Here is a 12,586-nt window from a genome sequence, read left to right as displayed (position 1 = left end):
ATCCACCCGGGGCCGCTCGCCCCGGCGACTTCAAGCGTGAGGCGTGGGGTCAGTGGTTGACGAAGGTCAGACTGGTGGCGTCGTAGCGATCGCCGGAGATCCCCTCGGAGGGAACGGCCGCTGCGATGGCGGCGAGCTCTTCTGCGGTCAGCTCGATGCCGAGAGCCGCGACGTTCTCCTCCAGGTACCGCTGACGCCGGGTGCCGGGGATCGGTACCACGTCCTCGCCACGGTACTGGACCCAGGCCAGCGCCAATTGCCCGGCGGTGACGCCCTTCGCGGCGGCCAGCTCGTCGAGTTCGGCGACGACCGCCAGGTTCCTTTCGAGGTTGCCGTCGGCGAAACGGGGCTGGCCCCGCCGCATGTCGTTCTCCGCCAGTGCGTTGACGGAACCGTAGCGGCCGGTCAGGAAACCGCGCCCCAGCGGGGAGAACGGCACCAGGCCTATGCCGAGCTCGCGGCAGACCGGGGCGATCTCCGCTTCCAGGTCTCGGGTCCACAGTGACCATTCGCTCTGCAAGGCCGTGATCGGATGCACCGCGTGCGCCCGCCGGATGGTTGCCGCACCCGCCTCGGAGAGACCGAGGTAGCGGACCTTGCCGGCCCGGACCAGCTCGGCCATGGCGCCGACGGTCTCCTCGATCGGTACGTTCGGATCCACGCGGTGCTGGTAATAGAGGTCGATGTGGTCGACCCCGAGCCGGCGCAGCGACACCTCGCACGCTTCGCGCACGTAGGCGGCGTCACCGCGCACGCGAGTGGGCTCACCCAAACGGTTGGCGAAGCCGAACTTCGTGGCCAGCACCACCTCGTCGCGGTGCCCGGTGAGCGCTCGCCCGATCAGCTCTTCGTTGTGGCCGGCACCGTAGAAGTCGGACGTGTCCCAAAAGGTCACCCCGAGGTCGAGCGCGTGGTGCAGGGTCGCGATGGACTGCGCATCGTCCGTGGCACCGTAGCCGTGACTCATGCCCATGCAACCCAGCCCCTGTGCAGCCACCGCCAGTTCACCCAAGTAGCGGACACGGCCATCGGTCGTCATGCTGCCTCCTGAATTCGAAACACCGATCGCCCACGACGCTAGGTATTCGAGTGCACTCCATGTCAAGCAACGGCCAACGGCCGCACGCTTGCGGGCGTCGGGGCGTCAGGGCGTGCGGGGCTGGCCGCTCCTCCATGGGGCACGCCCGCGTCGAGCAGGTCTTCACCCGCACGCAGACCGTCAAGATCCCCCGAGGGGGCAGGTGAGCGGGAGGACGCGTTCGGTCAGCCGTCCTGTGAGGTGGGTGCCGGTGACGGCGGCGTCGATGAGCCAGTCCGCAGCAATCAGCTGGTCGACCAGGAGCTGCAACTCGCCGGGCCCCACAGGAACCCAGGCGGAGAGGGACTCCAGGGCGACGCCCTGTCCGCCGGCGCCGAGCTGCCCGTCGGCACCGGTCTGGGTGGCCAGCGTCAGGGCGAACAGGCGAGTGCTCGCAGTGGCCCTGGCCTTGCGGAGCTTCTTGTCCGAGACGATCCTCTGGGCCCACCCGCTGAGCTTGGGGCGCACCTTCTTGCCGAACATGAACGGGCTCGTCCCGTCCCCGCCCGGTACGAGGGACGGGACGGTGATGGGGGTCGGGCTCTCCGGCCGGGAGGCGAGCACATCACCGACGGTTCCGGGGATGCGCAGCCAGCCGCAGCCGGTCAACCTCTCGACCAGGTCCTCCGCGTCGGTCAGGCCCAGGGCCGTGACGTCCTGCCCGACGACGTTGCCGACGCCGGTGTGCGCGGTGCGCAAGGTCAGCATGACCACCAGCAGTCGTGCCTCCGGGCCGGGCAGCGGGGCGTGGTCAGCCACGTGAGCCAGGACGGAGCGCGCGTGTTCCCACTGCGCCGGCACGGTCAGCAGCCGGGTCACGGCAGGCCCGTCGCCGTACGCGATGCCGCCGGTGCGCTGCAGGTGCTGGGAGCGGGCGGCGGCAGCGGCCTGCTCGGCACGCCGGGCCTCCCACCGCAGCGCGCCGTCGCAGGTGACGTCGGCCCAGGTGGTGAACGCACGGGCCTTGCGTTCCTGGAGGTGGGCGAGCAGCTCCAGGTCCGGTTCGGTGCGCTGCTGGTAGGCGCGGAACAGGTCGCCGAGTTCGGCCAGCTCATCCCGCAGGACGACGGGCCGCAGGTCGGAGGGGATGATCCGCTGCGCGATCTTCCCGTGCGGATGGCGGCGCCGCGGCGGCGCAGAGCGGGGCGCCGGTACCTCCCCCGGACCGGCCGCGGGCGAGGGACGGTCGGAGAACTGCGGCGCGCCGGCCGGAACGGTTGACGGGCGGCCGGCAGTGACCGGGGCGTCGGCCGCCGGGCCGGGGGCGGCGACCGCAGGGGTGGTGACGACCTTCGCACCGGGCATGGCGGCCGCGCACCGTGAGCAGCACTCCATGGCTTGCCACCAGCGCCCTTCCCGATCGCTGACCACTGCGAGGACCACGGCCCCGCCGCACCGCCACGGCTCGGCACGCAGCTGCCGGTCAGCGGGACGGATGTGCGTGCGGCAGCTGTCGGCCCGGCAGGCGCAGTACGCGTCGGCCCGGGGCGCTGAGACGGCCCGCAGGTGGGTCTTGAGGTGGGCGACTGCAGCCGCGCGGCCGGCGGGTGCGGACGGCAGACGCTGCTCGGCACAGGAAGGACGGCTGCACGAGACGCGTACCGCCGCATTGCCACGACCCGCGGCGTCCAGACGCACCGTCCACCTGCGCCCCAGTACCCGGTCGTCCAGCTCGCTCGCCATGGCCTCCGTCATCCCGCTTCTTCCTCCATGCCGTATCCGTAACCGTCCGTGCCGCCCACTCAACGGGCCGGGCCAGGCGGCCCACCGTACGGGCAAGCCGTCCCATGCCCGGGAAAACGCGCCCGGCCCGTCAGGGGTATGGCCCCCGGCCGGTTCTGCCGGCAGAAGAACACTCGATGGCCGGCACTCCGGAGCCGAGCGGGCCCGCCATGCCGGTGAAGCGGAGAGCGGCCGGTGAAGCGGAGAACGGCCGATGAAGCGGAGAACGGCCGACGTAGCCGGAGCGGTCGACGTACCTGGACCGGCTCCGCTTCGCCTTCCGCCCGCGCCCGGGACGGAGTACGTCCACATGCCGACGCCCGGGAGTGTTCGTAATGTCCGACGTGGACTGCGCAGACCGATACGAGAGGTGACCGGTGGCTCTCCACAGCGCCCAGGAACCGACGGCCGACCCGGCCGTCGACGTCTTCGCCTCGCCGCTGAGCGAGCGCCCCCTGCCCAAACGCTCAATGCCCGAGCTGCCCTCTCCACCGCCCGTCGTCTTCCAACTGCTGTGCAACGAGCTCCTCCTGGACGGCAACGCCGGGCAGAACCTGGCCACCTTCTGCACCACCTGGACGGACGACGAGGTCCACCGCCTGATGGACCTGTGCCTGGACAAGAACATCGTCGACAAGGACGAGTACCCGCAGACCGCTGAAATCGAATCCCGATGCGTCAACATCCTCGCCGACCTCTGGCACAGTCCCGCCGGGGATGCGGTGGGCTGCTCGACCACCGGTTCCAGCGAGGCAGCCATGCTCTGCGGTCTCGCCCTGAAGTGGCGCTGGCGCGACCGCCGCCGCGCCGCCGGGCAGTCGACCGACCGGCCGAACCTGGTGTGCGGCCCCGTACAGGTGTGCTGGGAGAAATTCGCCCGTTACTTCGACGTCGAGCTGCGCCAGGTCCCGGTGGAGCCCGGGGCGACCGGCCTGCTGCCCCACCAGCTGCGCGACCACGTCGACGAGAACACCATCGGCGTCGTAGCGATCCTCGGCGTCACCTACACCTGCACCTACGAGCCGGTCGCCGAGATCGCCGCCGAGCTCGACCGCATCCAGGCCGAGAGCGGACTGGACGTCCCCCTGCACGTGGACGCGGCATCCGGCGGGTTCATCGCCCCCTTCCTGCACCCCGATCTGACGTGGGACTTCCGGGTGCAGCGCGTGGCCTCCATCAACGCCTCCGGCCACAAGTACGGCATGGCCCCGCTCGGCGTCGGCTGGGCCCTGTGGCGCGACCAGGCCGCACTACCGGAGGGTCTGGTCTTCCACGTCGACTACCTCGGCGGCGACATGCCCACCCTCGCCCTCAACTTCTCCCGCCCCGGCGGCCAGGTCGTCACCCAGTACTTCATGTTCCTGCGGTTGGGCCGTGAGGGGTACCGGCGGGTGTACCAGGCCTGCGCCGACACCGCACAGCACCTCGCCCGGCAGATCGCCGACATGGGCCCCTTCACCCTGCTCTACGACGGCGTCGGCGCCCTGCCCGCCGTTTCCTACACCCTCACCGACCCCGAGTCCGTCGGCTGGAGCCTGTACGACCTTTCCGACCAGCTCCGCATGCGCGGCTGGCAGGTGCCCTCCTACCCCCTGCCCCCGGACCGCCAGGAAACCGTCATCCAGCGCGTCCTGATCCGCCACGGCGTCGACCGCGACGAGATCGAACTCCTCGCCGACGACGTGCGCAGAGCCGTCAAGCGCCTCGACGACGGCCACTCGCACGCCTCCGACCGCGTCGGATTCCACCACTGACGTACACCCCGTGCGCCGTCGCGTCCTCTCCTCGGTCAGTGCCGCCGCCGTGTCAGCCAGCCACCTCCCTCTCCGGCGGGCCGTCATCACATGGCGTCCGCTGTCATAAAACCTTGATCGTTGCCGCCGAACCATGGTGATCATTAGCTCTGTGATGCCATCGAGGTTCGTGGAGCGGTGCGGGGTGACGTGTGTACCGCAGTACCGCAAAACAGCAGAAAAGTGAGTAGATAGATGCAGCCGACGTTCGTACTGGTTCACGGAGCCTTTTCGAACTCCTTCTCGTTCGCACCGCTCCAGGCCGAACTCGGCCTCCTCGGACACCGTTCGGTCGCCGTGGACCTGCCCGGCCACGGCTTCGGGGCGACCTACACGCGCGCCTACCAGGCGCCACAGGATCCCGAAGGGCTCGCCACGGCACCCGGCTCGATCAAGGGCGTCACGCTCGCCGACAATGCCGCGCACCTGATCGGGATCCTCGAAAGGGCCAAGCAGAACGGGCCGGTGATCCTCGTCTCCCACAGCCGCGGCGGTGTCACCGCTACCGCCGCGGCCAACGCACGGCCCGACCTGGTCGACCGCATCGTCTACGTCTCGGCGTGGTGCCCCGTCGATCTCGACGTCAGTGGCTACTACGCCGAGCCGGAAATGGCTACGGTCGACGTCGCTGCCCTGAGCCTGGCGCTGGCCGGGAACCCGGCCGAACTCGGCCTGCTCCGCGTCAACTTCCGTACCGCGGATCCGGACGCCCTCGCGGCCTTCAAAGCGGCCTTCCTCGCGGACGGCACCGACGAGGAGTTCCTCACCTTCCTGAACACCTTCCAGCCCGACGAGAACCTGGACGTCGGCACCTCCGCCGACCGGGCACGGGCCGAGACCTGGGGCCGCATACCGAAGACCTACATACGCCTGGCCGACGACACGAGCCTGCCGCTCGCCATTCAGGACCGGCTGATCCGCGAGGGCAACGCACTGACGCCGGACAACCCGTACGACGTCCGCACCCTCGGGGGCAGCCACCTGAAGTGGCTGGTCGACCCGGCGCCGGCCGCCCGAGTCCTCGGGGAACTCGCAGCACTGGTGGAAGGCTGCTGAAACTCCTCTTGCGGGTCGTCCGGCCGTGGGCCGGGCGGCCCGTTTCGGTTGCTGACCTCAGCTCGTCAGGGTGATGCCGGATCGTCGGATCGTCGGGGGCCGCGCGGCGAGGACCAGCCACTCCAGGGCGTCCGGACCGCAGTGAACGCACACGCGGCGGTGACGCGCCCGGCGCGCATCGCCACCGAACTGCCCACCGCAGTCCTCGTCCACGCCCTTGACGTCGACACCACCGTCGCCGTCACATGGCAGTGAGCCGCAGCCGGAGACTGGGCCGCCTACGCCGCCGGAATCAGTCGCCGCAATCCGACGCAGGAGGACAACACCACATGTCGGGCCGAGACTCCCTTGTCGACGGTGAGGTCTGGGATCCTTTCGGGACCTTGCGCCGGGCGTTGTGGATCGGAGGCGGCCAATGGGCCGGCAAGTCGACCGTCTCCCGACTGCTGGCCGTTCAATACGGCGTCACGGTCTACCACTACGACTACCACGACGCCCGCGGGCACAACGATCGCAGGATCGCCCGTCGCGTCGCTCTCGGCGAGCCCGTCACCGGGCCCGACCCGAACGAGGTGTGGGTCCACACCACCCCGGAAGAGATGGCCACCGAGACCCTGGCCGGCTTCCCGGACCGGTTCCAATGGGCTCTCGACGACCTGCGCGCACTCGTGTCCGGCCACCCGGTCATCGCCGAGGGCTGGGGGCTTCGACCCGAACTCGTCGCACCCCTCATCGATTCACCGCGCCGGATGATCGTGATGGTGCCCACGCCCGGGTTCCGTGATCAGCAGGTCCGCGAACTACCCCGGGCGACCTCGCTCGGGCACCGCGTCAGCGACCCCGCCCGAGCGCAGGCCAACCGACTGGCCCGGGACCGACTCGTCGCCGAGGACGCCGTCCGCAAGGCCCACCAGCTCGGCATTCGCGTGATCGCGGTCGATGGTTCCCGCGACGCAACCGGGATCGCGGAGATCGTCGCCGATCACTTCGGCCCCTACCTCCCCGAGCAAGGTCGCAGTACTTGATCACCAGAGGCGAGCAAACCCATCACGCTGCCGAGCCCGACGGCGGGCATACGCCTCCTGGGCGGGGTCGTCCGCGGCGGCGCATGCCGCGCCGAGCTCGTACCGACGGCTCCGATCGCCAACCTGAAACAGTCGAGACGGCTGCAGAGGCCGCCTGACCTCAGCTCCGCTCACGACCGGGCGGCCTGAGGCCGTCCGGTCGTGAGGCATGCCTCCAGGGCGGCTCGGTGCTCTGCGGACGGGTGGTCGCCCAGCGGAACGCTCCGCGGGCCGTGTTCGCCCTCGCATGTCCAGCTGCGCTCGTCGGCGTCGAACGACCAGGTGGCAGGCCCCCACATCGGGTGCCCCTGGAGGAGGCGGCGCGCCAGCGGCTCGCCGTCTTCAGGCGCCCCTCGGGCGACGAGCGCACTGACGACGCTGTCCACCGCTTCCGGGGGCACGGCGGCATCGCCCAGTAGGGGCAGCAGAAGAAGCAGCCGGTCGTCCGCATCGGGGACACCGACTGCTCCCTCCGGTGCCGAGCCGTCACCATGCGGCGGTTCTCGCCGACGGACATCCGCGCTGTTCGACCCGTCCTCCCGAGCTGTCTCCGGGCGAATACCGCATGGGTTCTCCGGCAGCATGCCGGACATACTTGAGCGTTCCAGCAAGACCGTCTTCAAGGGGAGGACACCGGTGACCGGTCCCACACCTTCGCAAGAGCCGGTGATCGCATCGATCAGCGGTTTCGAGTGGTCGAGCGAGGAGTCGGTGGCCTACGAGGCCGCGATCGAGGCGATCAACGGCGCGGTCGGCGCGTACACCGCCTGCATCCATGCCGAGCGCGGCAAGCCGTCTCCGGATGCGGAGCTGATCGGGCAGTGGCGTGACCGGCGCGGGGAGCTGGCCCGGGTCCGGGAGCGGCTCGACCCCTGCGACCACGAGCGGATCGCAGAGGTCCGCCGGCATTACGCAGCCCTGGCGCGTCAGCTGATGGAGGGCTCGTGACCGGCCCGGAGGCGGCCCGGTACCCGTTACCGGAGGCCCGGAACAGGGACACCTTCCTGAACGAGATCGTCCCCGATCACTTCGCCGGGTGCCTGCCGCAGCAGAAGCCGACGGTGGTGTTCCTCGTCGGTCAGCCCGGCTCCGGCAAGACCCGCGTGGGGAAGATGCTCGCGGACGCGTTGAGCGAGCGCGGCGGGTGCATCGACGTGGACAGCGACCTGTACAAGCCGTTCCACCCGGAGTACGCGCGGCTGATGCAGCAGGACGGCAAGCTCATGGCGGCCCACACGCGGGCGGACGGCCGCCGGTGGATGGCCCGGGCCCACGAGTACGTGCGCGAGAACCGGTTGAACGCCGTCATCCAGGAGACCTCGCAGGACGGTGAGGCGGTAGCGGCGACGATGCGGGCCTACCGGGGGAGTGGCTTCCGGGTCGAGGTCGTCGTCATGGGCGTGTCCGAGGCCATGAGCAACCAGGGCATCGTCAACCGTTACCACGAGCAGGCCAAGGAGCGCGGCAGCGGCCGCCTCACGGTGCAGGCCAACGCCGACCAGTCCTACAGCGGGATCCTCGACCTCGCCCGGCTCATCGACGAGCAGGCCCTCGCCGACCACGTCTCGGTCTTCCGCCGCGGCGAGGGCGAGCCGCGCTACTCCAACGCCCTCGACGGCTCGGGCTCCGGGCAGTGGCAGCAGCAGCCGGCCCTGGCGCAGGCGATCGAGCAGGAGCGTTCCCGTCCGTGGACGGTTTCGGAGAGCGCGGACTTCCTCCAGTCGCAGGGCAAGCTCCACCTGAAGACGGGCCCGGAGTGGGCCGGTCCCCTGGCCCGCATCGACCGGCTGGCCCGGCCGACGCTGCACCCGCTGCTTCTGCTGAGCGACCAGGACCTCTCCCGGCAGGGTGCCCGGGCGGCGGCCGCCGCCCGGGCAGCGGAGCAGCAGGCGGCCGCGGCGCAGGTGCCGCAGACCTCCGTCGAGGAGCGGCTGGACCGGCTCGCCGAGCGCGGGGCATCGGCTGCTGAACTCGCGCGGGCTCGCCGATCCGCCCAGGAGGACCTGCGGTACGCCGCCACGCGTTCGGCGCAGGCAGTCCGACGCGCGGTGGGGCTCCAGGCGGCCGCTGCCGCGGCCGGTGCCGAGCAGGACCGCCGGCGTCTGCTGCCGCCGACGGCAGGCAAGGCGGAGGCTGCCGGTCGGCAGCACCTGGCCGCGCTCGGGGCAGCCCCACGCCGGCCGCCCCAGCAGGCACCGCGTATCCGACCGCCGGAACGTGAGGGGCCGTCGCGGTCCCTGTAGGTCCTGCACGGCTCGTCCGAGGAACGGTGCCGGGAGTTCGCTGGCTCCCCGGCTCGTGGACGGGTACTGGGAAGGCGGACAGGACACGCGGCGGTCTCATGAGACCGCCGCAATCGAACGGCAGCCGCGGTGTTCGGTTGTGTCGTGGTGGCCGGCTGTGGGGCGGGAGCGGGCTCGGGCCGTCAGCGCTTCGCGGACGTCTTCGACATCGAGGTTGGGTTTGGCGTACGCGGTGAGGACGCCCTCGAAGCCGGACCACCAGTCGGACCAGCCGGCGACCGCAGCCGCGTGGGCGACGTCGGGTTCGTTGGGTGTGGCCATGCGTGCCTCCGGCTTAGAGCGGGGCGTTCAGCTCGGCGTCGCGGCGGGCCAGCTCGGCGGCCGCGGGGTGGATGGCAGGACGGCAGGTGCGGTCGTGGCGTCCGAGAGGGCGAGGTGGAGGTCGAACTCCTCGTCTGCGCTGGCGGGGCGGGGGATGCGGGGCGGCGGGTCCTGGTGGGTGCCGGTGACACAGGCGGGGAGCTGCAGGCGCGGTGTGAAGGCGTGCAAGGTGTTGATCCAGTCGGCTTCGGCGAGTTCGCGGCCCGGCTCGGCTTCGCCGGCGTACGTGCGCATCCACCCGGTGTAGAGGGCGGTGAGGTGCTCGACGACCGGGGAGTGCCGGTACCAGCAGTGGGTGATCACGTTGTGCAGCTCGAAAGTGGTCCGGACCCAGTCGACCCACGCCGCGAGCTCGCGTAGGCGCAGGCGGCGCTCCGCCGGATCCATGGCGGCCCACACCCACCGCTGCGGCTCGATCTGCGGCGCCCCGGGCGGAGCCGGCCAAAGGTCGGCGGGGTTGAGGTCGGTCATCAGGTCACTTCCCCTGGGTGGTCGTCGCGGGGTCGGTCAGCAGCTTCTTGAGGTCCTTGTCGCGGAAGGTGAGCCGCATGCGGACCTTGATCGGCGGAAGGTTGGTGTACTGCGCGATCGCGGTGAAGTCGGGGAGCTGCTGGAGGCAGTGGACGGGGGCGAGGTCGGTCTCGACGGCCTGCGTGTTCGTGGAGTGGTCTCCGCGGGAGCGGCCGTGGCTGGTCTTCATGACCTCGGTGCGCCCGTAGAGGCCGGAGAAGTAGCGCAGGGTCTCCAGGTCGCCGCAGCCCGGGAGGAGCATGCGCAGTCCGGACGCGGACAGCACGGTGTTGGCCTTCTGGGGGCCGAGGGATTCGCGGAGCTGGGACAGGTCGTGCCAGACCGTCAGGAGCACGATGCCCATGCCGCGGCCGGTGGTGAGGATGTTGGGCAGGCGCGGGTAGCGCAGCATGTTGCCGGCCTCGTCGACGAAGACGCCGACGGCGGGGTCGATGGCCCGGCCGTAGCGGTTGTACCGGGTCTCCGCGGCATGGATGGCGCCGGCGATCAGGGAGCTGATGAGCGGGGCGAAGCGGTCGGCGTCGGCCTCGGAGGCGATGACGCAGATGGTGCCGCGCTTGTCGAGCCAGTCCTCGAAGTCGAAGTCGGAGCGGGCGCAGGTCTCGCGGACCTCCTCGTCGGCGAAGACGCGGGCGAGGACGTTGAGGCTGAACTGGATCGAGCCGATGCCGTCCTCGTGCAGGCGCAGCCACGGGGAGGCGTAGTCGTCGGCGACGTCGGTGTACCCGTGGGCGAGGAGGACCGCGCGGACGTGGTCGACGGCGTCCTTGCCGAGGGTGATCCACCGGCGCAGGTCGCTGATCCCGCCGCCGGAGAGGTGGGCGGCCAGCAGGATGCCCTTCAGGACGCTCTTGGCCTGGTCGACCCACGGGGCCGCACGCTCGTCCCCGGCCGAGGAGGAAGCCTCCGCGAGCCAGGCCGCCATGCGGTCGGCGGCCTTGGCGTCGGTGCAGTACGCCACCGGGGACCAGTGGTCGGCGTCCCCGCCCGGGATGCCGGCGGGGGCGATCACCCACACCGGCCCGAACCATCGGCGGCGGGCGCGGATGATGTCCAGGTCGGCCGCCTTGGTGGTGGTGACCACCAGCGGCCCCTCCCATTCGGCAGCGTTGGGCAGGACCAGGCCCGTGGTCTTCGATGAACCCGGGACGCCGAACACCGTGGCGCTGATGTTGGGCTGGGCGGCGACGACCCTCTTCGTATGCAGTCCGCGCCCGGCCGTGATCCGGTTGGTGCGTCGGCCCGGGTCGTCGCGCGCAGCCATCTTCTTCTCGACCCTCGCCCCGCCCCACTGGGCGCCCCCACCACGCCCGCCGAACGAGACGCGGCCGGCCGCCTTGACGACGGCCAGGCCCAGGAGCAGCACCAGCAGTACGGTCAGGACGTAGAAGAGCCAGGCGGGCGGCGCCGGGTCGTACACCGCGGCCGGCCCCCTCGCCAGGGCCAGAACCACGGTCACGGGCGCGCCCTGGGAGCTGTGCGCCCACCCGCCTCCCGAGACGAAGGAAGCCAGGGGCGCGGCGAGGAGGACGGAACCGCCGACAGCGACGGCCACCCCCGCCGCGTACGCGGCAAGCAGGCTGCTGTCGTCCAGTCCCGCGGTGAGCCCCCGTCCGGCCACGTCAGATCACCATCTTTTCGTCGGTCTCGAACGGCCGCTCCCCGGTGCGGGAGAGGACGAGCTGGACGGCGTGGGACCCGCCGCCGCGGCCGACCTTCCACAGGACGCGGCCGCGCTGGCCCGCGCCCCACGAGCCGATCAGTCCGCATTCGGTGTCGGTCGGGCCGATGGCCTCGCGCGTCATGTCCAGGAGGCGGGTGTCCTGGGCGATTTGGATGCAGGGCTTGCAGGAGGCGATCAGGTCGCGGGCGAACGCGACGGCCGCCGAGCCGGCCCCCTGACCCGTGGCCGCGAGTTCGCGGACCGGGACGGCGGCGTCCGGGGCGTCCGCGCTGACGTGCCCGGAGGTCCAGATCGCGCTGTAGGTGCCGGCGACGGGGTCGTGGACGACGCCGAGCTGCTCGGAGACGAACAGCTTGCGTCGGGTAGCCGCGGGAATCCGGTGCCTTACTGCGATCGTGAAGCCGGGGCCGGACAGGCAGCCCAAGAAGCCGGTGGTCTCGGACCGCCACCCCGAGTAGGAAACGGGCTGGGACACGGTCATCCCTTGGGGGAGGAGTGGGGCGTGGGGTTCCGCGGGTGCGGGGGCGGCGGGGTCCCGATCGGTGCGGGGGTGGGCTGTCGACGCGGCGGGACCACCACGTGCCGGCCGCCCGCGACTCCTTGGTCGAGGCCCGCGTGGGCGGCCGTGTTGGCCAGACCGGACTCCAAGGTGTCCTTTCCGGTCGCCAGGGCCTGGAGCCCGAGCGTGGTGACGGTAAGGGCCTTGCCGCCGAAGCGGGCCGCGGACTGCGCGGCCGAGCCGGACCGGCGGCCCGCCGCCACCGACGCCAAGGCCGAGGTCGAGGTCGAGGAGGCCGCCTGGGCGGTGGCGTTCTCGGAGTCCAGGGCCTTGGTGTAGCCGGTACCACCGCCGACGGCTCCCGCCCCGCTGGGCCCGCCGCCCGCCCCGGAGGATGCGGAGGATCCGAGGGAGCTGATCCAGCCCGAGGCGAGGGAGGTACCGGCGCCGTTGGTGGTGAACACCATGAACTTCGCCAGTACGGGCCAGCACAGGGCCGCGGCCAGGAACATCACGAACCCCACGATCACGTTCT

Annotated in this window: 11 protein-coding genes and 1 pseudogene; 5 read left to right on the top strand and 7 right to left on the bottom strand. The window is 71.3% G+C overall.

All coding sequences use genetic code 11. From position 1 onward, the window contains the following. Window positions 1–49: 49 nt before the first annotated feature. Window positions 50–1,039: an aldo/keto reductase gene (locus ACFV7Q_RS12125; protein WP_385427157.1), complete on the bottom strand. Its 990-nt coding sequence runs from the start codon at window positions 1,037–1,039 to the stop codon at window positions 50–52. Window positions 1,040–1,219: 180 nt separating this feature from the next. Further along, window positions 1,220–2,773: a hypothetical protein gene (locus ACFV7Q_RS12120; protein ID WP_385427154.1), complete on the bottom strand. Its 1,554-nt coding sequence runs from the start codon at window positions 2,771–2,773 to the stop codon at window positions 1,220–1,222. 404 nt (window positions 2,774–3,177) lie between these two features. On the opposite strand from ACFV7Q_RS12120, the gene ACFV7Q_RS12115 reads away from it, so the two are divergent. The 5 genes from ACFV7Q_RS12115 (at window position 3,178) to ACFV7Q_RS12095 (ending at window position 8,956) form a co-directional block, all read left to right on the top strand. Next, the gene (locus tag ACFV7Q_RS12115) at window positions 3,178–4,554 is read left to right on the top strand and encodes a glutamate decarboxylase (RefSeq protein WP_385427151.1); all 1,377 of its coding nucleotides are present in this window, start codon (window positions 3,178–3,180) and stop codon (window positions 4,552–4,554) included. Between the two features lie 234 nt (window positions 4,555–4,788). Continuing rightward, on the top strand, window positions 4,789–5,649 hold the full coding sequence (locus tag ACFV7Q_RS12110; protein WP_385427148.1) for an alpha/beta hydrolase: 861 nt from the start codon (window positions 4,789–4,791) through the stop codon (window positions 5,647–5,649). 329 nt (window positions 5,650–5,978) lie between these two features. Continuing rightward, window positions 5,979–6,674: a hypothetical protein gene (locus tag ACFV7Q_RS12105; protein ID WP_385427145.1), complete on the top strand. Its 696-nt coding sequence runs from the start codon at window positions 5,979–5,981 to the stop codon at window positions 6,672–6,674. A gap of 621 nt (window positions 6,675–7,295) precedes the next feature. After that, window positions 7,296–7,661, top strand: coding sequence for a hypothetical protein (locus ACFV7Q_RS12100; RefSeq protein ID WP_385427143.1), 366 nt, complete (start codon window positions 7,296–7,298; stop codon window positions 7,659–7,661). Continuing rightward, the gene (locus ACFV7Q_RS12095) at window positions 7,658–8,956 is read left to right on the top strand and encodes a zeta toxin family protein (RefSeq protein ID WP_385427140.1); all 1,299 of its coding nucleotides are present in this window, start codon (window positions 7,658–7,660) and stop codon (window positions 8,954–8,956) included. The genes ACFV7Q_RS12100 and ACFV7Q_RS12095 overlap by 4 nt, the downstream gene beginning before the upstream one ends. Before the next feature lie 96 nt (window positions 8,957–9,052). Here the strand turns inward: ACFV7Q_RS12095 and ACFV7Q_RS12090 are convergent, their stop codons facing one another. From ACFV7Q_RS12090 to ACFV7Q_RS12070, 5 genes and pseudogenes are all read right to left on the bottom strand, one after another. Beyond that, the gene (locus ACFV7Q_RS12090) at window positions 9,053–9,277 is read right to left on the bottom strand and encodes a hypothetical protein (RefSeq protein WP_385427138.1); all 225 of its coding nucleotides are present in this window, start codon (window positions 9,275–9,277) and stop codon (window positions 9,053–9,055) included. Between the two features lie 27 nt (window positions 9,278–9,304). Beyond that, the gene (locus ACFV7Q_RS12085) at window positions 9,305–9,808 is read right to left on the bottom strand and encodes a hypothetical protein (protein WP_385427136.1); all 504 of its coding nucleotides are present in this window, start codon (window positions 9,806–9,808) and stop codon (window positions 9,305–9,307) included. Between the two features lie 4 nt (window positions 9,809–9,812). Next, window positions 9,813–11,489, bottom strand: coding sequence for a type IV secretory system conjugative DNA transfer family protein (locus tag ACFV7Q_RS12080; protein ID WP_385427133.1), 1,677 nt, complete (start codon window positions 11,487–11,489; stop codon window positions 9,813–9,815). A 1-nt stretch (window position 11,490) separates the two neighbouring features. After that, complete coding sequence (locus tag ACFV7Q_RS12075; protein ID WP_385427131.1) at window positions 11,491–12,027, bottom strand: hypothetical protein; 537 nt, start codon at window positions 12,025–12,027, stop codon at window positions 11,491–11,493. Window positions 12,028–12,029: 2 nt separating this feature from the next. Next, window positions 12,030–12,586: pseudogene (locus ACFV7Q_RS12070) on the bottom strand (hypothetical protein); the annotation flags it as partial.

The organism is Streptomyces sp. NPDC059851 (genome assembly GCF_042732005.1).
Classification (GTDB): Bacteria; Actinomycetota; Actinomycetes; order Streptomycetales; family Streptomycetaceae; genus Streptomyces.
The sequence above is the reverse complement of the archived record's forward strand: the minus strand, read 5'-3'. Positions and strand labels throughout refer to the sequence as shown.

What these genes read in the sequence shown, in the direction of transcription:
- ACFV7Q_RS12125 (WP_385427157.1), bottom strand. Translation starts at nt 1,039, where the DNA reads ATGACGACCGATGGCCGTGTCCGCTACTTGGGTGAACTGGCGGTGGCT.
- ACFV7Q_RS12120 (WP_385427154.1), bottom strand. Translation starts at nt 2,773, where the DNA reads ATGACGGAGGCCATGGCGAGCGAGCTGGACGACCGGGTACTGGGGCGC.
- ACFV7Q_RS12110 (WP_385427148.1), top strand. Translation starts at nt 4,789, where the DNA reads ATGCAGCCGACGTTCGTACTGGTTCACGGAGCCTTTTCGAACTCCTTC.
- ACFV7Q_RS12105 (WP_385427145.1), top strand. Translation starts at nt 5,979, where the DNA reads ATGTCGGGCCGAGACTCCCTTGTCGACGGTGAGGTCTGGGATCCTTTC.
- ACFV7Q_RS12100 (WP_385427143.1), top strand. Translation starts at nt 7,296, where the DNA reads ATGCCGGACATACTTGAGCGTTCCAGCAAGACCGTCTTCAAGGGGAGG.
- ACFV7Q_RS12090 (WP_385427138.1), bottom strand. Translation starts at nt 9,277, where the DNA reads ATGGCCACACCCAACGAACCCGACGTCGCCCACGCGGCTGCGGTCGCC.
- ACFV7Q_RS12085 (WP_385427136.1), bottom strand. Translation starts at nt 9,808, where the DNA reads ATGACCGACCTCAACCCCGCCGACCTTTGGCCGGCTCCGCCCGGGGCG.